The organism is Photorhabdus sp. RW14-46, from assembly GCF_963887965.1.
In the GTDB taxonomy this organism is placed as follows: domain Bacteria; phylum Pseudomonadota; class Gammaproteobacteria; order Enterobacterales; family Enterobacteriaceae; genus Photorhabdus; species Photorhabdus laumondii.
In genome coordinates this window covers 190,321-213,319 of record NZ_CAWPHH010000003.1, presented here as the reverse complement: position 1 = coordinate 213,319, position 22,999 = coordinate 190,321, and the positions used below count along the sequence as shown (strand labels likewise).

Sequence of the window (22,999 nt, the reverse complement as noted above, 5' to 3'; positions counted from 1 at the left end):
NCGGATAGAGATCACGCGGGTATTGGGTTTGAAACGCACCATGATGACGCGTATTGTTTCTACCACTCTCTCTCCCGAGGCGCGTGAATTTTTTGGCTATTCTGTTAGCTTGAATGCGGTGGGAGACCGTTTAGCGGTTGGGATGAATACTAAAATCTGTATATATACGCGCCGGAAGAGTGGTGAGTGGAATACAAGCACGCCTATTGTGCTTGAGTCTTATCAAAGTGATTCTTCATGGGATGTCAGTCTGAATGCGGCGGGAGATTGCCTAGCGTTGGCAAATAGGTTCAGACAGAGGGTTGGTGTACATATGCGTGCAAATGGCGTCTGGAATGTAAGAAAGCCCGTTTGGTTTCCGGCTCCGAGCCGCATTGAATTCTTTGGCCTGGGTGTCAGCTTGAGCGCAGCAGGAGACGGTCTGGTGGCTGGATGCGAATACAAACCTGCGTTACATTCTACGTTCCATATATTTACATGTACGAACGGGATCTGGGATATAGAAAATCCCATTAAGTTTCCGGTCCCTTTGAGTTCTTATGAGTTTGGCAAGGCTGCCGTCCTGAGTGCCGCAGGAAACTGTCTGGCGGTGCATGGTTACGATGATTTCACAATAAGCACGATTTATATGTATACACGTACGAATGGGATCTGGGATAGAGAAAACCCCATTAAGCTCAGTCACCTTGAAGGTCAATCATCTGTTTTCAGCAAGGTTTTTAGCCTGAATGCAGAGGGAGATCGTCTGGCGGTGGGGGTGGGTTTTTATAAGTCCACGAATATTGTTAGGGCGGTTTATCTGTATACACGCACAAATGGGATCTGGGATAGAGAAAATCCCATTAAGTTTTCAGCTCCTGCAAGTGATGTAACAGATTTTGGCCGAGCTCTCGAACTGAATGATGCGGGAGATCGTCTGGCAGTGAGTGCAGCTTCCCGGGTGTATGTGTATACCTGTCTGAATAATAAGTGGAATATAGAAACACCTACGGAGATTTTGGACCCTTCGGGCAATTCAGACAATTTAAATGATTTTGGTAAGGTTATTGGCCTGAATAAGGCGGGGACGAGTTTGGCCGTTGGTGCAGATTCAGAAAGTGTCGATTCTCAACCCCGAGCCGGTGCAGTTTATGTTTTTGAGAATGTCAAATAGAGGACAGAAGACAGAGAACAGATGACGGTGACTGTCTAATACGGCTTTTGAGGAAATATGATGACTGATAAAGAAATGAGTACTGTTGACTCATTGAAAGCGAGTTTTAAGTCTGGTATTCGGCTTATGCCTGACGCCTTTTCCCACTTGATTGATGAAGCATATAAGGCATATGAAATCATTGATGGCGCTCAGGGTGATGGCCTGACCGCAGGGTTGAAACGGGATGGTAAAGGAAAACTGGCCCTCAACACTCATCATTCTGGCGGGTTGAACCCTCATCAAGGCGCTTTGGCCCTATCACTGAAACCAGAAGGTGGACTCTCTTTTGCTGGAGGAGGGTATCTGAAATTGGATGCTGATCGGCAGGTTCAGTTTGCGGATTTTTTCAGTTTATCGCGGCGGGAACGGATAGAGATCACGCGGGTATTGGGTTTGAAACGCACCATGATGACGCGTATTGTTTCTACCACTCTCTCTCCCGAGGCGCGTGAATTTTTTGGCTATTCTGTTAGCTTGAATGCGGTGGGAGACCGTTTAGCGGTTGGGATGAATACTAAAATCTGTATATATACGCGCCGGAAGAGTGGTGAGTGGAATACAAGCACGCCTATTGTGCTTGAGTCTTATCAAAGTGATTCTTCATGGGATGTCAGTCTGAATGCGGCGGGAGATTGCCTAGCGTTGGCAAATAGGTTCAGACAGAGGGTTGGTGTACATATGCGTGCAAATGGCGTCTGGAATGTAAGAAAGCCCGTTTGGTTTCCGGCTCCGAGCCGCATTGAATTCTTTGGCCTGGGTGTCAGCTTGAGCGCAGCAGGAGACGGTCTGGTGGCTGGATGCGAATACAAACCTGCGTTACATTCTACGTTCCATATATTTACATGTACGAACGGGATCTGGGATATAGAAAATCCCATTAAGTTTCCGGTCCCTTTGAGTTCTTATGAGTTTGGCAAGGCTGCCGTCCTGAGTGCCGCAGGAAACTGTCTGGCAGTGCATGGTTACGATGATTACACAATAAGCACGATTTATGTGTATACACGTACGAATGGGATCTGGGATAGAGAAACCCCCATTAAGCTCAGTCACCTTGAAGGTCAATCATCTGTTTTCAGCAAGGTTTTTAGCCTGAATGCAGAGGGAGATCGTCTGGCGGTGGGGGTGGGTTTTTATAAGTCCACGAATATTGTTAGGGCGGTTTATCTGTATACACGCACAAATGGGATCTGGGATAGAGAAAATCCCATTAAGTTTTCAGCTCCTGCAAGTGATGTAACAGATTTTGGCCGAGCTCTCGAACTGAATGATGCGGGAGATCGTCTGGCAGTGAGTGCAGCTTCCCGGGTGTATGTGTATACCTGTCTGAATAATAAGTGGAATATAGAAACACCTACGGAGATTTTGGACCCTTCGGGCAATTCAGACAATTTAAATGATTTTGGTAAGGTTATTGGCCTGAATAAGGCGGGGACGAGTTTGGTTGTTGGTGCAGATTCAGTGAGTGTCGATTCTAAATCCAAAGCCGGTGTAGTTTATGTTTTTGAAAATATCAATTGATGACTGTAATCACTAAACTGGATATTATCTTCTATCGGCGACACACAATAGAATATGGGTATCTAACAATTATTTTGTTTTTTTACCTTCAAATATGGAAAATAAGTGCATGATAACATCTAATAAAAATAAATTAAACATAACAGGGACATATTGTAAAAGGATGTGGTGTTATCATTTCGGGTGATTTTATATTATTTTTAATTTGGTGGTGATTGTGTTCATGAGGAGTTTTAAATTTATTTATTAACTATTATTCTTGTCTTTATATTGATTTTATTTGCGATTGCGAATTATTTAATATTGGTCATTATGATTTTGATATTGTTTGAATATGTGCTAAGTTTTCTTTGAAAATTAAAATGAAATATATTTATTGAATGATAATAAAAAGATTATATTTAAATAATGATGTTTTATTATGTTATTGATTATTTTGTGGTTTTTTGGTGGATTTTTTAATGAGTTGATTTTAATCTAATTAACTTTATGGTTGTTGCGGTAATAATAGTTATTGAATCATTATTTAAAAGATATATTTTTATGTGAAATTTTATAAAAACAATTAATTTTTTATTAAATAACTGGTAAAAATTTACTTTTCCATAATACTTAATGATATCAGATTGTGCCATACGAAAAGCGAATGACATATTCAAGTTAAATATTAAATCAGTGTTATTGGGGATATGTTTTTAGAAGATAGCAACATACCTGAGGTAGTCAGTGAAGTTAAGTAGCGCCAAACAGCAGGATATCGAGCTAAAAGGTGTGAAGGAATTAATTGTAGTGTATTTCGTGGTCAGTACCGTTACTTAATTCCATCGACTTTAACGAAGTGGATAAAACATTAACAGAAACCGATAGCAGTGAATGTCTAATACGGCTTTTGAGGAAAATATGATGACTGATAAAGAAATCAATATCGTTGACTCAATGAAAGCGAATTTTAAATCTGGTGTGCGGCTTATGCCGGAAGCCTTTTCCTATTTGATTGATGAGGCATATAAGGCATATGAAATCATTGATGGCGCTCAGGGTGATGGCCCAACCGCAGGGCTGAAACGAGATGGAAAAGGAAAACTGGCCCTCAACACTCATCATTCTGGCGGGTTAAACCTCGAACAAGGCGCTTTGGCGCTATCCTTGAAGCCAGAAGGTGGACTCTCTTTTGATGGGGGAGGATATCTGAAATTGGATGCCGCTCGGCAGATTCAGTTTGCGGATTTTTTCAGTTTATCGCGGGGAGCGCGGATGGAGATCACGCAGTTGTTGGGTTTGAAACGTACTATGATAACGCGCATTGTTTCTCCCTTCCCTAGAACGGATGAGTATTTTGGTAGCTCTGTTAGCCTGAACGCGGCAGGAGACTGTTTAGCGGTTGGGATGAATAGTCACGTCTATGTGTATACGCGCCGGAAGAGTGGTGAGTGGAATATAAGCAAGCCGATTATGTTTGAGGATGTTGAATATGATTTATCTTCATGGCGTGTCGGTCTGGATGCGGCGGGAGATTGTCTGGCGTTGGGAGACATATGGCCCGAAGTGGTTCGTGTATATACACGCACGAAGGGCGTTTGGGATACAAAACATCCCGTTGTGTTTCCGAGGGATGCTGTAAGATTTGGTGCGAATGTCAGCTTGAACGCCGCAGGAGACTGTCTGGTGGCTGGGGGCAAATACTCCTCTCCATTCCGTATGTTTATACGCAGGAATGGGATCTGGGATACAAAAAACCCCATTCTGTTTCCGGCCCCTTCGGATGCTTATGAGTTTGGCGCGATTGCCCACCTGAGTGCTGTGGGAAACCGTCTGGCGGTGTGTGATGATTACATTTCCGCGATTTATGTGTATACACGCACAAATGGGATTTGGGATATAGAAAACCCCATTAAGTTCCGTCGCCCTGAAGGTGGATCATCTAGTTTTAGCGGGGTTTTTAGCCTGAATGCAGAGGGAGATCGCTTGGCGGTGGGTACGGGTTTTTATAAACCCTATAATGGGGAGGTTTATCTGTATACGTGCACGAATGGGATATGGGATAGAGAAAATCCCGTTAAGTTTTCGGCCCCTGTAAGTCGCATATCTTTTGGCGGTTCTCTCGAACTGAATGACGCGGGAGATCGTCTGGCAGTGGGTGCAGCTTCCCGGGTGTATGTGTATACCTGTCTGAATGGTAAGTGGAATATGGAAACACCGATGGAGATTTTGAACCCTTCAGGCAATTCAGACAATTTAAATGGTTTTGGTGGGCCTGTCGGCCTGAATAAGGCGGGGACGAGTTTGGCTGTTGGCGCAGCATCAGAAGGTGTTGATTCTAAATCCAAAGCTGGTGCAGTTTATATCTTTGAGAATATCAATTGATGCCCATACAGAAAACAGATGACGGTGACTGTCTAATACGGCTGGCTTTTGAGGAAATGTGATGACTGATAAAGAAATTAATACCGTTGACTCATTGAAAGCGAGTTTTAAGTCTGGTGTGCGGCTCATGCCGGAAGCCTTTTCCCATTTGATTGATGAAGCCTATAAAGCATATGAAATCATTGATGGCGTTAAGGGTGATGGCCCAACCGCAGGACTGAAACGAGATGACAAAGGAAAACTGACCCTCAACACCCAGCATTCTGGCGGGTTAAATTCTAATCAATGTGCTTTGGCGTTATCACTGAAACCAGAAGGGGGACTCTCGTTTGATGGGGGAGGATATCTGAAATTGGATGCCGCTCGGCAGATTCAGTTTGCGGATTTTTTCAGCTTATCGCGGTGTGAGCGGATGGAGATCACGCAGGTGTTGGGTTTGAAACGCACCATGATAACGCGCATTGTTTCTACCTTCCCTAAAGAAGATGAGCGTTTTGGCGCTTCTGTTAGCCTGAACGCAGCGGGAGACTGTTTAGCAGTTGGGATAAATAATCAAGTCTGTGTGTATACGCGCCGGAAGAGTGGTGAGTGGAATATAAGCAAACCTATTGTGTTTGAGGCTTATGAAGATGAATATTATAAATCTTCATGGGATGTCAGTCTGGATGCGGCTGGCGATACCCTGGCGTTGGGAAACATGTCGCCGTATCCCACTTATAACCAAGGGCGGGTTTGTGTGTATACGCGTACGAAGGGCTTTTGGGATACAAAACATCCCGTTGTGTTTCCGATAGGACCTGAATACTTTGGTGTGAATGTCAGCTTGAGCGCTGCGGGAGACTGTCTGGTGGGTGGGGGCAAACCCTACCCTCCGTTCCGTATATTTATGCGCCGGAATGGGATCTGGGATACAAAAAAACCCATTCCGATTCCGATCCCTTCGGATTCTTATGAGTTTGGCTGGATTGCCCATCTAAGTGCTGCGGGAAACTGTCTGGCGGTGCGTGATTATGCTCCCGTGATTTATGTGTATACACGCACAAATGGGATCTGGGATGGAGAAAACCCCATTAAGTTCAAGGTCCCTGAAAATAACCTATTCGTGGGTAGGGCTTTTAGCCTGAATGCAGAAGGAGATCGCTTAGCGGTGGGGATAGAGTTTTATAACTCCACAGATGGGGAGGTTTATTTGTATAAGCGCCGGAATGGGGTCTGGGATACAGAAAATCCCATTAAGTTTTCGGCCCCGGCAAATAGCGTATATTTTGGTAGCTCTCTCGAACTGAATGATGCGGGAGATCGTCTGGCAGTGGGTGCAGCTTCCCGGGTGTATGTGTATACCTATCTGAATGATAAGTGGAATATGGAAACACCTATGGAGATTTTGAATCCTTCAGATAATTTAATTGGTTTTGGTGGTGCTGTCGGCCTGAATAAGGCGGGGACGAGTTTGGTTGTTGGTGCAACGTCAGAGAGTGTTGATTCTAAATCCAAAGCCGGTGTAGTTTATGTTTTTGAGAATATCAAATGATGCCCATAATTGTTAATACTAAGTTCTAAATTGAATGTGCCTGATCACGCATGCGCCATTCCCGTTGTTATCGCGTTTTTTGCGAAGAACTGGCTAATGAGTCAGGAATCAGATCATTCATAACAGCAAATAAATCTTTAAGAGGCAGGCTTTCAACTCAAATCCTACTTTTTTGCGATAAATCTCACATTTATTGAATATTTAAAATTGATCATGTTCTCAGCACTGAGAATAAATCTCATTTATGATAATATCACAGAAAGTTTTTAAACTGAGTGTATATAAAATGCTGGTTGCTCTTTTTTTGTCGATATTTGTTATTTTTTTTATGCTATCTATGTTGGTTAATTATTTTTTTATACTAGGAAGAAATTTTAAAAAAACTATATTGATATCATTATTAATGACTGTTATTGCAATATTCAGTCACGTTTTTCCTCAGGTTATTTATCAGTACTTTTTTTAATTGGGTATTTGGCATAAGGTCGCGCATTAAATGCGCGACCATAAGAATATTATTGTTTATTCTGTTTAATTAATGGTTTGATTTTATTTTCATAAATATTTTTATCGATCTGAAAATTTACATCTTCCTTCCATTCTCCAGTGATTTCAAATGGCTCTCCACCCCAATTAATATCTTCCGTCTTCCAGTTAAATGTATCATATGGATCAGTAAAATTATCATATAGTTTATAATTTATTACACCGGATATATTATATTTATCACCTGAGTTTTCTGCCTTAATATTTATCAAATTTCCACTAATCGTTGCACCTCCAATAGCCCACAGAGGGTCGATACCTGGTATTTTTGATTCCTTAGCAAAATCATAACCATTTTTAAAATCAATTCGTTCACCATTCTGAATTTGTGAAATAAAACGAGATTGAATACTGCCTTCTGTTCTGCCAAATGCACTTGGCTTCTGCATTAATACACGAATTCTATCATGCACACCGATTTCAGAGAGTGTGAGTTCTCGACCTGATTTTCCTGTAAAATGAAAAAACATTCCCAATCCACTCATGCTATTATCTGTAGTCAATAATTTTTTAGTATTTGTTTTGATCTCTTCTTTTGCCGGTGTTATTTTATTTAATACATTAATGAGTTCATGTTTTGCATTATATAAATCCATCGCTGGTGCTACAACGTATTCATTCCAAACCCCGATCCAATCTCCCCGATATCCAAGCACGGCTTTTGCACTTTCAATGAATGCAAGCGTAAAAATATATTTCTTATTAGAGTTTGCATATTTTAGAAAGTTTCCCATATTCCGACCATTAAAAGACATCTTTTTAATAGCCAGATCTTTTATTTTTTCTTGTCTAAAAGACTCTTGATTTTCAATATATTTTTTTAAATTATTCTTTTGCTCAATCAATAACTTGAAATCAACAACATTTGTTTTTAGTGCTTCGGAAGAATTCTCAGAAGCCAATTTATTTAATATAACCAACAACATTTCCGCTTTTAGAAGAGAGTCATCAAAATCATAAGAAACGTTTTTCTCAGAATCTTATAATTCTTTTGTTACATTGGTTAATTTTTTATCAATAACTTCAAGATCGTTTTCTCTAAAATAATGGTCTACGTCTTTATAAGGAGTTCCAGGTTGTCCCCAGGGTCTATTAATGGGTGGTGTCCAATTATAGGTTGGAGGCTGTGTTGGTTTATTATAGATACCTGTATAATGAGTAATGCTATGCCCTCCACCCGGAACCCCAGGAAAAACGGGGGTTGTCGTTGTTGTCCAGCCATTTCCATGATTGATCGTACTTCCCGGAGGAAAAACACTGCCAAGGGGAATAACAGGGCCGAAATTAAAATTAGACATAAAAAACCTTTTTGATAAATTTAAAGTGTATTTTTGTTAAAGAACGCGATTATTGAATGAAAATCAATAGCTACTTTCTTGTTAATTATTTTAAATGTCTTTTAATAACATTTTAAATAATTAAAGATGTAATATCATGGTTAATAAAACTATTATCATGTTATAGTTGATGAGTAATACTATTCTATTTAGTTGAGAATAAATTAAGGTATGCCAAATACACAAATTGTAACGGTTCGCATTCCCATCAGTACGGGCTTGCAATGATTGCAAATGAAATTTTTGCTTTGGCACTGACCTGTTGTTTTGTTTGGTTGTATACCAAGTTGATGTCAAACCATCATATGAAAAGCGTCGATTTAAGTATTTTCTGACGTCCCCTGTACTGCTTTGTTTTACAGATTTTTTCAGTTTATCGAGGTGGGAGTGGATAGAGATCGCATAGTTGTTGGGTGATTTTCATGGGATGTCTGGTCTGTCTGGATACGGCGGGAGGTTGCCTGGAGTTGGCAGGTAGTGGGGCCAATAGTTCCGAAAAGAGGGTTGGTGTACATATGCGCACGAATGGGATCTGGGATAAAGAAAATCCCATTAAGTTCTCGGCCCCGGCAAGTGGCGTATATTTTGGCGGTTCTCTTGAACTGGATGATGCGGGAGATCGTCTGGCAGTGGGAGCGTCTTATCGGGTATATGTGTATACCTGTCTGAATGGTAAGTGGAATATGGAAACACCGATGGAGATTTTGAACCCTTCAGGCAATTCAGACAATTTAAATGGTTTTGGTGGTGCTGTCGGCCTGAATAAGGCGGGGACGAGTTTGGTTGTTAGCGCAGGTCCAATCAAGCTTGGTTCTGAGTCCGAAGCTGGTGCAGTTTATGTTTTTGAAAATATCAATTGATGACCGTATAGAAGACAAAAGACAGAGAACAGAAGACAGGTGACGGTGACTGTTTAGTAAGGCTTTTAAGGAAGTAGATGACTAATAAAGAGATTAGAGTGCCGTCCATTGTGATGAGCGGCACTTGATTAAAACTTATTTATGCTTATGAAGCGAGATTACTTTTTATCGGCATTAACATCAGGAAGTTCTACAAGTTCTCCCCGGTTATACAGTGGCCCCATATCAATTTTCTCTTTACCTTTAATTGGAATATAGCCGGCTCCCTCTCTGGCTGCATTTGCCAATAGACCGCAATCTTGATCACCAGACCAAGAGAATATGCCTCCCAGTTTATGCTCCGTTGCATAAATACCTTTCTTGAACACCGTACGAGGAGTATCCAGAGAGATAAAATGTCCGCCGGTGCTGTTATAAAGAAAATCTGCATCGGTAGCCGTGTCTGTCATTAATTTAAAACCATTTTTTGCCCACGCGAGCTGTTGCTCACAGTCAAACTGATTATTCAGTAAGCAGAAAAATTCAGGAGCGCCGTTCTCCATAGTGCCCAGAGCAGGCGCAGGATTATTTGGATTACGGTTGTATTGACGGGTTTCTAGATCTGCTCCTATACAGGAACGACCATAGTTGGCAAAACCAAGGTGAATTTTTCCGGGAGGAACCCCTTCAACCTCAATAAGGTATTTAATTGCCTCATCGGCTGAAATATCGTACAAGCGATCAGGATCATCTGACGCATAATTAGGAGAATAGAGATTGGTGTGATGTCCAATATATTCTGCCCATCCGTTTCCAAAGAAGTCGTAAGTCATGACAAAAATATTATCCAAGCCATTGCGGATAAGTTCTTTGATATTGGATTTTTTCAGTTTGCCGACGACAGCACTGGACGCAATCGTAATCTGTTTTCTGGCACTGGTCCCAAATGCTCGATCCAAAGCCAGACGCAGCTCTTTAATGAGTATGGCGTAGTTAGGTCCATCATTAATTGGATCGAACTCGTTACCCTCTTCACCACTGGCACCTGGATATTCCCAGTCGATATCGACAGCGGTAAACATGGGGAAACGTTGAAAGAAGTCAATAATGCTGTTAATAAAGGTCTCGCGTTGTGTGTCGTCTTTTAGCATGGGAGAAAAATAGCCAGACATACTCCAGCCACCGATACTGAATGCCAGTTCCAAACGATGACCAGCCAGTTTGGCCTGTTGTTGCAGGTTACGCAGCCCTCCGAGCAGGCCCGATGCGGCTTGCTGATTATAATATTGCAAGAATGTATTAGGACCGGCATCTCTTTTATCTTCATCAGGTAGCCCGACGTTACGCGTGGTTCCTAGATCGCCATAAGGGTCGACAGGAACGATATGACCGAATGTGATAGGAGGGTCTTCCGGTCTTAATTGTTTATTCCAACCCTCAGCAGACAGGTTGATTCTGTCACTTTTTTTTCCTTTATCTCCATAAATACCTAGGAAGCTGAATACTAATCTGTCATAAGCAGTTGCGGGAATATCCTCTAGGTTAAATCCACGACCAGGCTTATCTTCGTTCCCGCCGGAGTCATCTAAAGCTGCTGGTAAGCGCGCGTCATATTGGCACCAGTCAGTAATATAGGCAGAAACTTTAGGGCGTGTCTTATCCGTTTCATATGGGTTATAAAGGGAATGACATACACGTGCAGAGGTATAAGCCAGATTCGTGCCTGAACCATCAGGCTTATAGCCTTTTTCCTGATAAGTTTCCTCTGTGAGAGCATCGGGTTTTAGGATAGCGACATCTCCGGGGATAGGTTCAACGGTGCCTTCCTTAGGATTACCGTGATTAGCGATTTCTTCCGCCGTTGCTTCTCTTACCCAGAGCCAGGCATTTTCGTATGATGGAATATTGTCACGCTCAGGAATGTGCCAGCGTTCTACCCAGTAAGTGTTTTTATAGACTTGACCATCAAAGATAACGTAATAGGTTTCTCCACCGGATTGATTGCTCCAGGCGGTTAGCGGTGCTCCGATATTTTCACTGGCATCGGACATGGCTTTTTTGCAGGTATATTGATATTTCCTATTATCAGTCATTTTTTTTACCTTTATGTTTTTCGCACCTCATTTACTGAGGTGCAAAATGTGAGTCGGTTAGTCTTGTTTTTTTTGAGCTTCGTGCTGTAGTAATCGCTCTTTGACTTTTTTAGCGAAGCTGTCACTGGTAGAACGTGCGGTATAACGCAGATGAATGATAATATCGCTCATCTTTTCCAACAGGTCAGATTGATTATCACCAAACGTTAGTGTCCAGCTAGAAAATACCCCGGTTCCTTCAAAAGGCAGGAAACGCTCATCCTGGAAATCAAGCTGGAACATGCCGCTATCGTTTATACCGGTTGATAACACTACCGCCTGCTTGGCCTGTAAATTACGAATTAAGCCACGAGGGTCGCCGTATTTAACCGGGTTAAGTAAATAGTCGATAGTGTCAGGATCTTCCATGAAGTTAATGCTGCTGCTATCTTGCACCAGCGTCGCACGAATATCCTGATAGGGGCCGACCAGTGTCGCCAGAGAAACCGAGACTGTTTTGATGCGACGATCAATATGTCCGGGATAATCTCTGCTGAACATTTCAGAATCCAGATTGAAATTAAAGTTACCGGTTGACTTACCCGCTTCCCATGCTTGGGAAGTTAGTAGTGATTTTAATGAAATGGTTTTAACCACCTCCAGCCGGCGAACGTTCTGTTTTATATACTCTTGATCCATACGCTGTAAGGAAAGTTTCAAAGACTCGCCTGCCAGCAGTCCTTGGTAAAGATCGTTCCAGGCACCGCCTTGAATAAATTGTGTGTCAAATTTCCCCATTTCATATTGCCAGGAAGCCTCAGCAGACAAACAGAGAGACATTACGGCGTCGTAAGCTTGTAAATACAGTGCGGATATTTGACTTATCATCCACATATACAGGTTTTCACTGGTGAAACGTTGGGAAAAATATTCCAACAACGCACTATCGTGTTCTTTTTGGGCTTGTATCTGGGATAATTGAGTGATGGATGCCTGCAATTGGCGGTTCTGAACAGTAATTTGTTGATCGATTTCTTCAACGTTAATTTCAGCCTGTTTATATTGAATTTCCCATTCCTGACGGCGACGACGGTAATTTTCTGAAACGCTCAGGCTATTAGCTTTTGCATTTTTGGATTCATACTCAATGCGTATACCTTCTGCAATAGCCCTTAGTGGAGCCCCGTATTGCATCCCTCCCATTGCGAAGCCGAAAATATTGGGTACAAGATCGGCAACTGCCCCGGCGGTCGAGATGGCTTGTGCCGCAATCACCGCGTCAGCCGCGCCGGCTTGTAGCGCAATGACTTCCTGCTCGGAGCCGGAGATATCTTCATCATGCAATGCCTGATAGTGCTGTTGTCGTTCAAGAGCGGCACGACGGCTCACGTTGAGTGCATCCAAGGAAGTTTGGTTAATATCAATCATTTGTTGTTGCAGATTCAGTGTAAAACTATATAACCCCAACTGTTGCTGCATTCTGAATCGTTCGAAATCCAGGTTATCTTTGCGTTCCAGTAAACTGAGCAGGCTATTACCATATTGAATTAATGTCTCCACACCACTCATTGCTCGGTTAAACACCGGTGCAAAACGGTAGTTGGGGATCGACATTCGTTTAGCGCCAGCCTGACGATTAGCAACAACACGTTGATAGCGCTGTTTTAGCAAATCGCGAGGGCTAATCAATTCATCGAAAAGTCCTACTGGATACTCTTTTCCGTCTAGGGTCAAATTATGGCGTAGGTTGTATAGACGATGCGCGAGTAGTTCCCAGAGTTTTAGATACTCTGTATCAACTGGCTTGCGGAATAAATCAGAGGGTTGATTAGCTACTGATGAATCCCATGCTACAGGCAGCAGTGGCAGTGTGTCAGCCATCATCACTTCCAGTTGACGTGGTTTAGAATGAGTATAGGTTGCTGCGTCTTCCAGTGTCAGAGGTTTCCATTCAGCGGCAAGTTGAATATCTGGACTGGTTCCAAGCAGAGAGTTAGCTGATGCATAGAGCAGTCGGGCGACAATGCGTGATGTCGGTGTAAGCTTGCGATATTCCCGGTCACCTTGATCCAGTAGATTTTTCAGATAGAAGCGGAAAATAGCTTTGCGGTAGTGAATAGGTTCACTGGCTGCTATGGCGTCAGGATCTGTAGGTTGGGTAAAACTGCGCATAAATTGCGGTGGCGGATCAAGCAGTGGTCGACTGTTCCAGTAACGCGGTTTTCCTTTGGATAAATCCGCGTTTTCGGCATCTTCCAGCGGATTAAATATATAGTGTAACCACTGTGTGGCTTCTTCAAGTCTCTGTTCGATATTTAAGCGCCAGGCGACTAAGAATGGCATATGGAAAAACAGTTCCCAGAAATAGATACCGTTAGCGCCATCGAGATCAATTGCTGTCATTCCACTGTGTGGCGGGAGAGGGAGTTCCTTAATATGCTGAGTATCCCAACTGAGTACTTGATGAATGCCTTGACTGGCGCGGCTGATTAATTCTTTGGCAAACAAGGTATTCAGTCGAATAGTGGGTGGAATATTTTCATCATCATCTGGTGGGAAGGAAAGGTACTGAACCTGGCGTTCTTCCTTGAATTGAACTAACAAACGGATCAACATCGCAACTCGATAATCATTGGTATATGATCCGCCGCCGACGATATCAATTCCAGCCTTTAGTGTAACGGAGCGGTGGTCTCCCAGATCCAGGCGGGGAACAACAAGTTCTGGTACGGGTTGGTGTTTGTGTATGGTAACTGATCCTAGTTTTTCCTCAGACTGGACTTCGATTTCTTTCCCATCATCATCTATAGTTTTGGTGATATTGAGCTGCCAAATACAGAAGTCAATTTCGTCTGGAAATTCGTCATGATGTGGATCAGAACCATAATCAAAAGTCGATCTGGCGGTCAGTTGAAGTTCGGTACTGGAGCCGTAGACAAAATCGACAACAAGTTCTATAGTCCCTTTGCCCAGTTCATCTCTGCCGCCTATTTTAGGTTTGTCCCCTGCAATCATAAATTCGGTATTACGCGTTGCCGGGTAAAGCACCATAGTACGGTAAGGTATGGGGTTTCCAAGTTCATCTTTCTGGTCGCGGGAATAATTCCACACCAGCTGTGCGGCATATTTTTCCGATGTGTCAGGTAAATCGGTAATTTCCGCCAACAAGGTATCGCAGATAAATTCGAAGCAATAATCGTAGTCGTAAGGGCCATGAATAGGATCGACGCCTTTCAGGCGAGTAAAGGCGACAATAGCGAGCTTCGGTTCGCCTTGCATTACATCCATGACGGCAACCATATCGGTCATCTGATAAGGTAACTCACTTTCTCGTAAGGTACTTGGGGCGCTCCAAGTTCCATCATATTTTGCGTAGGCGATTTTTAATTGAGTGTTGTATGTTTTCGGTGTTTCCGCTGTGTCTGCAAATACACGCGTATTTGTTGACGTGGGGATAACTTCTTCGCTTTCTGCCCAGGCAATATATAAGCGGTTATTTAAAAAGATGGGACGTATCACTGTACTTTCTACGCCTCCCAGCGGTAAGTCAATCAAACGCCATTCACTCCAGGCATTGGGCGAAAGTGCATCAGTATCTGGGTGACGAATAGACAGATTCAGAGAGCGCCAGTAGTATTGGTAAGGTTGGGTTCGTGTGCGTCCGATAAAGAAAAACTTATCACGTGTGATTCCAACGCCATCTTCATAACTAGCAATGACTTTTAGATTGCTGACATCTTCAAAATTGTTTAAATACCCTAGCACTGCCTGTTGTACAGATCCTTCAGTAATTTTCCCTTGATTCAGGCCGCTTTCCAACTGAAAGAAAAACTCGGTTTTATTCAGCCGTAACGTCGGTTCCAAATAACTTTCCGGGTAGGTTCTGAGCATGCGATCGGCAGACCAGTAGCCATAACGGTTCGCAAATTCTTGCCAGTTCTCGCTCTCCTCTACGGTCATAAACAGACCTTTTTCAATATTTAGCGAGATGCGGTTAATGTATTGTTGCAGGGTGTTGGTTGCCATTGCGACATGGCTGGTGCTGACTTTCGCAGAAACCATAATATCCAATAGCAGGTAATCATAGACATCATCTACACTTTTAATATCATCACGCTGCGACGCCATCGTAGGAGAGTGAGCAACTACCTGACCAATAAAATAGTCCAGCAATGCATCTCGTTGTGCTTCCAACAGACGGGCTTCTATTGTATTTTCGCTCATTGTTGTTTTCTCCGGAAAGATCAGGATCGTGTTGCTGCAATGACAGCTTCACCGACAGTCTGGATCTGATCGAATGTGGAAGAAGAGGAGATTGCGGTTGCCTCACGAAGTGGTAAAACGGATAGCTTCGTCTGTTGTGAAAGTGCTTGGATACGGCGCAACCAATCAATCTGCCCCATATTGCAGGCGCGTGCTGGGATAAATTCTTCGCATGCCTGTTCGACCTCACTGGCGTCCCAGCCTAAAATATCGGCTAACAGCTCTGCGCAATCGAGATTAATATCATCGTCATTACGCTCAACCGACGGATTATTGGCATAAGACAAATATTCTATTAATTCGTCTTCTGTATGTAGTGAAGAGGTCAACCAGTTACGATAACGGCTCAATATAAAGACTTCTTTCAGTGTCAAGGGAGCACCTTGTTTGCTATCCGCCACCTTAATAGGTGATAGATCCAGCCATTCTGGTTCGGCCAGGCGCAAGAATAGTAATTTAGATGTCAAGCGCAATTGCTTAATCAATGCACCGTTCATTGCCAGATGATATGAAATTTTCAGAAGATCATCGGAAACCTGCCGTGGGTAACGGATACGTCCATTGTATTGGTGCGACTTCTGACTCAGCATCTCTAATAATTTCGTCACACTACTGCCAATCCAGCGCAATAACAGAGGAACCACATCGCGGGAAACACCATACTCTTTGGCGACTGCGGTAGAGACTAAATTATCCTGTGCTATTTTATATTGCAGAATAATGAGTTTTAGCGCTTTAATTGTAAGTTGTTTGTCCTCTAAAGAGGCATCTAGTGCATTAACGATTAAAGAGGCATCTAGTGCATTAACGATTAAAGAGGCATCTAGTGCATTAACGATAGGTGTAATGATTTCTTCAAGGTATTCCTCATCACTTTGATCCCAGACCAAAGGAAATGGCGTCACCAGACCTTCAGGGGTGATGAGTTCGTGAAGTTTCGGTATCCAATTACCGGCGTTAATGATATCTGATGCTTGGAAATCTTGTTCCGTCAATTTGTTTTCTTTCAGACCGGTAATGATGCCATCAAAAAACGCCGCACTGCTCTCGGTAGCAACAATGGGTAAGCTTTGGTTTTGAGTGAACAGACTCAGCTCTTCCGGAGTCAATTTTGACTGTGATAGCCAGGCTGACATTGCCTCCATAGCAAGAATAATGTCAAGAATATCGATTTCTATTGTGGATATTCCGTCACTCCCCAACGGACTTAAATGCGGTGTTCCCGCCAGTAGCAAAGGATTAAACTTGCCAATTTTAGCTAGAATATCAACGATGATAATCCCTTGTTCTGCGGTCAATTTAAACAGTCTGGGGATCATAACCAGCCGATACAGTGCAGATATGACGTCCAAAGAGCGTCGGAGATGTTTTTCTGGCAGTGAGAACGCGGAACTGACTTGTTGAGCTAAGATTTGGAAAGTCGCTGAAGAAATCCCCAAACCGGCACAAATCTGCTTCACCGTTCTGGCATCGTTGCCCCGGCGGGTAGTATAGTCAAATTCGCTATTGTCTAGTGTCATTGGGGTATCAAACAGTTTAGGCTGGTTGAATACCTGATCAAAGAACGGGACATTAGAACTGATATTAAAGGGAGTAATTTGGTGAATAAAAGCAGCAAAAGCTTCAATTTCCAAATGATAGCTATTATTTAAATGACGGAAAAGCCCCAGAGCACGCAGGCTATTGTAGTTGATATTTAACTCTAAATTGTCGGTATTTTCTGCTCGGGCAGATGAAGTGAGTAACAGATCTAATTTATCATGTGGTAGTTTTGTCCAGCGTTGCAGACGTAATAAGCGGTTCAAACGATCAAACCGATATTCTGTCATTGCCACCATGCTACGGGGACGTGTTGTATTAATATTCAGCGCTTCTGGATGGGCAGAATTCAAATATACTGAACCGTATTGATAAGATGTCGGGAATATTGTATTGCTTTGCCCATTGTCAAATATAGTATTGTTGAACTGAACATTCGGTGACACGATGGGATGATAATCACCGTGGCTAAATGCACGTTCCAACTCTTCGACTGAACCTTTGGTCTGTTCGGAAAAAAACAGTATTTCTTCCAACTGTTGCCGTTGTTGAGGTGTAATACCATAGTTTTTTAAGAAGAAATCAGGAGCTTCCGGCAGCAACTTATCTTCATCAATATCATCATTCGCAATGGCGAAACGATAAGTTAAGGTCAGGATTGATCTCTTTTCTTTCCATTCTTGAACTTCAATTTTGACTTCACCAAAATAAGGGCCGTCAGAAAGATCAAGTTCAGGATTATCTGCGTCATGCCAACTGAGCTCTAATTGGCGCGGGTAGGGAGGGGTATCATCAAATGGAACCAATCGGGCCTTAATACGCTGATAACTAAGCACTGATTTACCGCGTAGGTTAATCGTAATGGATTTTTGATCCTGATTAGTACAGGTGACGGTGATGAATTCGTAATTATCCGGCGCGGGTTCGATCTCACTGTATGTCAGCGCTTCTGGCCCACTGGCGTTATGTTGCTCCTCAGGTGGCACAATATAGCCATGAGCAGAAAGCACAATGTCTGTGACAGTTTCTGTTGTACTGCCGCTAAGATAAACCGCTTGTAAGCGAGGACGAGTCAGATGGACTTGGGCAAATGGGCTAGGTTGGCTCAACAATGCCATTTGCTCCTTACTCAGCAGGGTACCTGCCAGTAAGATATTATCCTGTTTATTTGGTGCCATCTCGCTAGTAAACCAGGGCAATTGAGTACTTAATGCCTGAATGACCTTAGCCAGAGAGGTTTTTTTTTGTTCTAGTCCCAGTGTAATTTGCAGTGTTGGTAAGCTGAAAGGCAACGTAAAAGGGTAGCGTGTTTCACCTAATACCTGATTAACAGGTTTACCCGTATCCTCTGTGATATCGATATAGTTTGCAGCGGAATAACTGAGTACTTCATTGACGATCTTTAATGCTGGAAGTTCCTGATAAGTATTGTCTGCATTCAGCATTAATTCGGCTAAGTCAGGACGTCGCTGTTCAAGCGTTGTCGCGCCTTCTGTAGAGTCCAGCTCGATTTGCCGTGCAAACAGGTAGAGCTCAAGTAAATAACTTATTGGGGAATTAAGCGCTTCCAATGCACCCTCGCGACAGAAGTTATCCCAAGGTTCAGGAAAAAGTTCGGCATAATTGGGCAGTTCGGGTTTTCCCTCTGCAATGCGTTTCAGACGCAACTGCTCACCATCGCGTAACCCTTGTTCTCTTTGCATATGGACGAGTTGAGTGGCAAAACTGAGCGCACGATCATAGATTTCTTCTGCGTGTCCAGAGAACTGATGATTATGGCGGCGAAGAAAACGGGATTTTCCTACGCGAACAATATCGAAAACAGATTGGTAACCAAAAGTATTGAGTTGAGTGATGAAATGGCTTTTTGCTTCTGTTGGGATTGTTTTCATTAAAAGCGTTGAAATAGTCTGAGACGCACTATTATTGGATTGGAGCGTTGTCTTATCGTTCATAATTCACCTTATAAACTGAAATAACGCATAAGTAAGGCTCAACTCAATATGATGAGTCGAGCCAACTTATATAGTCTGGATATTTATTTCTTTCTGGCAATAACCATTTTTCTTTGTTTATGTTTGGTTATAAAGGGGAACTGAGTGCGTCTGCGTTGGGAACTTAGCTTTATTTTCCCAACACCATAGAATTTGGACATATTTACCGTCACTGGAGAAATGGGCGTTCCGCCTAATCCTTCACGGGCGGCGTTAACCAATAGCCCGTTATCTGAGTCAATTGTCCAGACAAACAATCCTCCCAGACCTTTTTCTTTGACAAACTTTGCTTTCTCATACACGGTACGCGGAGTTTCTATTGATAAAAATGCGCCATTGTTCTCGTTATAGAGAAAATCTGCATCGGAGACTTTATCGGTATAAAGGGTGAAGCTGTTTTTACCCTGTAGATTCTTATCTAAGTAATGACGTAACAGATCTGGAAATTCAGTGACACCTTCGGCAAAGCTACCGAAAGTATTATCTTCTTCAGGGTCAGGATCGTATGGTGTATAGAAGCCTTTCAGCGGAGATACCTGAGTGACGAATGCTTGCTGGGCATTACGGCTATAAGCGGAGAAACCGCAGAAAATCATTTTTGGGTTAACATTCAGCCCTAGAAGATAATTAACCGCATCCTCCATTGAATTCAGCTCGTTATTTACGGGGTCACGTTTAAGATTAGTATGATGCATTAACGTTTCCGCCCACGGAGAGCCAAAGAAATCATAAGACATCACATTGAGTCCCTCAACGCCGGCTTTGATTAGCTCAAGGACATTTGCTTTTTCCATTTTTTTTGGATCAGCATTGAGTGCGATACTGATTTTTATGTGAGGTACTTTCTGCTTAACCGCTTCAATTAATAGGGCATAGTTTGCTGCATCTTCGTCGCCATAATTATTGCCTGGAGCACCTTCGACACCGGGATATTCCCAGTCAAGATCAAGGTCAGTAAACATCGGGAAGGTATCAAAGATTTTTTTAAGACTTTCAGCCAGGCTTTCGCGGGATTCAGGTTCTTTGGCGATATGGTGGAATGCCTGACTCATTGTCCAACCACCCAAGCTTAAACCAACTTTGGGGGGCTTGGCGACTTTAGTGAGTTTGACTAATGCGCCTAGAATACCTTGCGCTTTATTTGGATCAAACATTTCCGGCGGATCGCCGGGTACCCAGCCTGCAAACCCACAGTTTAGGTAGGCTTGAACATCTGCCCAGGCATCAATGAAGGTCACTTTACCTCGGTGATTAATTAGGTCTTCTGCGTCTTGGGCAACCGCGAAATCTACGGCTCCTTTGTTGATCGAGTCTTTTTCTGATCCTTCATCACCAATAATTCCTGCAAAGCCCACGATAATTTTGTCATAACGTGGGTAGTTATCATGTTTCAAGCGCATGATATCTGTACCACGACCACCTATTGTGTAATCGACGTTGGTATCTCCGGCAAATTCACCATAGCGGCTGTCATAAATCCCCCAGTCAGTGAGGTAGCCAAATACCTGAAAATTAGGATCAGCTTGATAATGATTAAATAGATTTTTAGCCACCCTTCCTGGAGTATAAGAGAGTTGTTTATCTGATGTAGCAGGATCGAACTTATTAGCAGCATAGGTTTTTTCAGCAGCGCCAGCTCCCCATACTTTTTCAGTCTCTTTTAAATCTTTGGTACCCGGATCTGGGGAAATATATAAATTATTATCATCTTGAGGTACTTTTTTATCGACCATAAATCATCCTCTATTAAAGTAAGGTTTTTTCAGTGATATGTCTGAGCAGCTAAAATTTCAGACAGATGGAATAAACAGTAGACTATGTATGAAATTAATCAATAATTCTTGTGTGAAAAATTAATTATTAGATTTAAATCAGATGTATACATTTTTTTTGCCATAGGGTTTAATTAAATAAAGCTTTATTCTCTATTGTTGGAATAATAATTTCATAAGTAAAAGTATTGTAAAGATATTAAATGGTGTCATTGAGGAAAAATTATTTATATACCCGCTTAACTTGAAGATGCAGGATTCATAACCTGGAAGTTGTCATTAATACGGCACGACAGGTTCCCGGCAAGTTCCGGTAATATTTCCGTAAAAAAACGATGTATTGCCTGCCTGAACAAGGCCGTCGAGGCGAAATAAGGGTTATTCCTGACCTGTTCATTCATTACCTTCCACAGCCTTTCTATCGGGTTCAGATTCGGGCTGTATGGCGGCAAGTAATGAAGCTCAATATTCATCACATAAGCCCAGTCTTTCACCTACCTGCTTCGGTGGTAACCAGCTCCGTCAAGGATAATATGAACCTTCTGACTGACCGGATAGGTCTCACGGATGGCAATGAAGAACTCGGCGATGTGATAACTGTCGATACGGTCATACTCGCGTACTACCGTTTTGCTAATATCGGCCAGATTCAGGGCTCCCATCAGGTTCAGACGGGTACGGCTTCCCGTGGTTTTCACTGCGGTTTTCTGGCCTTTACGCATCCAGCCATAAGCCAGTTTCGTCCCTTGCGTGGGATGGACGCCATCAATGAACAGGATAGGCTCATGGTCTCCGGCTTCCTGCTTGAGTTTCCCGTAGGTTTCCATAAAGGCCCGTTGCTGTTCCGCGTTGAGTCTATGTGGCACGCCAGTCGAAATTTCTGTCAGACTCAGCGGATTCAATATTGTTTGAAAAAATAATCGATAATTTCCTGTTCAAATTCAAAGGCATCACGTCGTTCTGCAAGGTAGCTTTTTAATACAGTCAGTGAGCGTAGGTTTTCGCGCAGTTGGATTTCGTTTTCTATATGTTGCCGCAATTTTTTGCAATGTTCGCGGAGGTTATTCTCTATTGCCTTCGATGTATTACCTCCCAGTGTGCGCCAAATCATGCCCGGTAACGAATCAGATTTTTTTAGCTGATTAAGCTCATCGGCTAATCTGTCTATACGTGCTTTGAGCAATTTATTGATGTTGGATATATCCCGGCTATTAAAACTGAAAGTTGGATCAATGTACTTGTGGTACATGTCTATTATCGTCCAGACATCATTACCTTTCTTGGCTTTTGATAACTGTACCATCAACTGGTTTTTCTTCTTCTTCTCATCTAAATCTTGTTCACGATCCGGATGCAGTACCTTGGCTATTTTTCTATACATTTGGCTCACTTCCTGCGATTTAAACAAAGAATCCAGTTTTTTCTGGTCTTCTGCCGCAGGATCGAAGTCAGAGGTCTCTTCTGCATCATATTCATCGTGGAAATGCTCTGATTCCCGTTGAAAACGCTGTTCTATGGTGGAACGCATTTTTTCGGGATTTTTTATCATATCAAGTAATTCTTCATCAGATATTTCTTCACTAAAATCAAAATATTCACTAAAAGTCTGTCGGATATCATCCATCTGTTCTGGTGTCGGAATTTCCTCTTCTTTCAACGCATGAAGATTGGAAAAGTGATTGTTCAACTTATTGAGATCAAGGTTTTCATTAAAGGGGTAAGTATATAACTCAGTAAGCTCTTCTTCTATCCAGGAAAATAATTCTCTCCGTTGGTTTTTCCCCAGCGATTTTTTATCGGCAAATGAAAGCAACCGTGCCGCTTTATCATATCTGGACTGCATATATTGATGTTCTATCGGTAAGATCTCCTGTTGAAAGCGCATGAACAATTCGTCTTGTTGCTGTTGTAGCTTGGCGATCTTCAATTGGTATTTTTCGATGGACTTCCAGTAAGTTTTGAATTGTTGCTGAGGCGTTTTTGGTATCTGTTGTCCGCTCGATTTTCTTTTTTTTAGTTGCTTATGCAT

The 22,999-nt window shown here is 42.5% G+C and carries 10 protein-coding genes and 3 pseudogenes; 5 read left to right on the top strand and 8 right to left on the bottom strand.

Annotation, left to right across the window (positions count from 1 at the left end; all coding sequences use genetic code 11):
* Position 1: 1 nt before the first annotated feature.
* The 4 genes and pseudogenes from AACQ38_RS04385 to AACQ38_RS04370 all read left to right on the top strand — a co-directional run.
* A pseudogene (locus AACQ38_RS04385) lies at positions 2 to 1,153 on the top strand (hypothetical protein); the annotation flags it as partial.
* A gap of 57 nt (positions 1,154 to 1,210) precedes the next feature.
* Positions 1,211 to 2,713, top strand: a complete 1,503-nt coding sequence (locus AACQ38_RS04380; protein WP_165577506.1) for a hypothetical protein — start codon at positions 1,211 to 1,213, stop codon at positions 2,711 to 2,713.
* 900 nt (positions 2,714 to 3,613) lie between these two features.
* Positions 3,614 to 5,077: a hypothetical protein gene (locus AACQ38_RS04375; RefSeq protein ID WP_165577546.1), complete on the top strand. Its 1,464-nt coding sequence runs from the start codon at positions 3,614 to 3,616 to the stop codon at positions 5,075 to 5,077.
* Between the two features lie 58 nt (positions 5,078 to 5,135).
* A complete protein-coding gene (locus AACQ38_RS04370) occupies positions 5,136 to 6,608 on the top strand; it encodes a hypothetical protein (RefSeq protein WP_165577505.1) in 1,473 nt (490 codons plus the stop codon).
* A gap of 515 nt (positions 6,609 to 7,123) precedes the next feature.
* Here the strand turns inward: AACQ38_RS04370 and AACQ38_RS04365 are convergent.
* Both AACQ38_RS04365 and AACQ38_RS04360 read right to left on the bottom strand, forming a co-directional pair.
* Positions 7,124 to 8,074 (bottom strand): hypothetical protein, encoded by a 951-nt coding sequence (locus AACQ38_RS04365; RefSeq protein ID WP_165577504.1) that lies wholly within the window; start codon positions 8,072 to 8,074, stop codon positions 7,124 to 7,126.
* A 60-nt stretch (positions 8,075 to 8,134) separates the two neighbouring features.
* Positions 8,135 to 8,452, bottom strand: coding sequence for a hypothetical protein (locus AACQ38_RS04360; RefSeq protein WP_165577503.1), 318 nt, complete (start codon positions 8,450 to 8,452; stop codon positions 8,135 to 8,137).
* A gap of 551 nt (positions 8,453 to 9,003) precedes the next feature.
* Between AACQ38_RS04360 and AACQ38_RS04355 the strand changes: the two are divergent.
* A pseudogene (locus tag AACQ38_RS04355) lies at positions 9,004 to 9,351 on the top strand (hypothetical protein); the annotation flags it as partial.
* Positions 9,352 to 9,509: 158 nt separating this feature from the next.
* Here AACQ38_RS04355 and AACQ38_RS04350 read toward each other — a convergent pair.
* The 6 genes and pseudogenes from AACQ38_RS04350 to AACQ38_RS04325 all read right to left on the bottom strand — a co-directional run bounded on the left by AACQ38_RS04350 (position 9,510) and on the right by AACQ38_RS04325 (position 22,999).
* A complete protein-coding gene (locus AACQ38_RS04350; RefSeq protein ID WP_165577502.1) occupies positions 9,510 to 11,423 on the bottom strand; it encodes a glycoside hydrolase family 18 protein in 1,914 nt (637 codons plus the stop codon).
* A gap of 57 nt (positions 11,424 to 11,480) precedes the next feature.
* Positions 11,481 to 15,626, bottom strand: a complete 4,146-nt coding sequence (locus AACQ38_RS04345) for a Tc toxin subunit A-related protein (RefSeq protein ID WP_165577501.1) — start codon at positions 15,624 to 15,626, stop codon at positions 11,481 to 11,483.
* Positions 15,627 to 15,646: 20 nt separating this feature from the next.
* Complete coding sequence (locus AACQ38_RS04340; RefSeq protein WP_165577500.1) at positions 15,647 to 19,159, bottom strand: Tc toxin subunit A; 3,513 nt, start codon at positions 19,157 to 19,159, stop codon at positions 15,647 to 15,649.
* Positions 19,160 to 19,242: 83 nt separating this feature from the next.
* Positions 19,243 to 20,931 (bottom strand): glycosyl hydrolase family 18 protein, encoded by a 1,689-nt coding sequence (locus tag AACQ38_RS04335; RefSeq protein WP_165577499.1) that lies wholly within the window; start codon positions 20,929 to 20,931, stop codon positions 19,243 to 19,245.
* Positions 20,932 to 21,209: 278 nt separating this feature from the next.
* Positions 21,210 to 21,839: pseudogene (locus AACQ38_RS04330) on the bottom strand (IS630-like element ISPlu8 family transposase); the annotation flags it as partial.
* A gap of 29 nt (positions 21,840 to 21,868) precedes the next feature.
* Entirely contained in the window at positions 21,869 to 22,999 is a 1,131-nt protein-coding gene (locus AACQ38_RS04325) for a hypothetical protein (protein WP_165577498.1), read from the bottom strand.

What these genes read in the sequence shown, in the direction of transcription:
- AACQ38_RS04360 (WP_165577503.1), bottom strand. Translation starts at nt 8,452, where the DNA reads ATGTCTAATTTTAATTTCGGCCCTGTTATTCCCCTTGGCAGTGTTTTT.
- AACQ38_RS04380 (WP_165577506.1), top strand. Translation starts at nt 1,211, where the DNA reads ATGATGACTGATAAAGAAATGAGTACTGTTGACTCATTGAAAGCGAGT.
- AACQ38_RS04325 (WP_165577498.1), bottom strand. Translation starts at nt 22,999, where the DNA reads ATGCATAAGCAACTAAAAAAAAGAAAATCGAGCGGACAACAGATACCA.
- AACQ38_RS04375 (WP_165577546.1), top strand. Translation starts at nt 3,614, where the DNA reads ATGATGACTGATAAAGAAATCAATATCGTTGACTCAATGAAAGCGAAT.
- AACQ38_RS04345 (WP_165577501.1), bottom strand. Translation starts at nt 15,626, where the DNA reads ATGAGCGAAAATACAATAGAAGCCCGTCTGTTGGAAGCACAACGAGAT.
- AACQ38_RS04335 (WP_165577499.1), bottom strand. Translation starts at nt 20,931, where the DNA reads ATGGTCGATAAAAAAGTACCTCAAGATGATAATAATTTATATATTTCC.
- AACQ38_RS04340 (WP_165577500.1), bottom strand. Translation starts at nt 19,159, where the DNA reads ATGAACGATAAGACAACGCTCCAATCCAATAATAGTGCGTCTCAGACT.
- AACQ38_RS04350 (WP_165577502.1), bottom strand. Translation starts at nt 11,423, where the DNA reads ATGACTGATAATAGGAAATATCAATATACCTGCAAAAAAGCCATGTCC.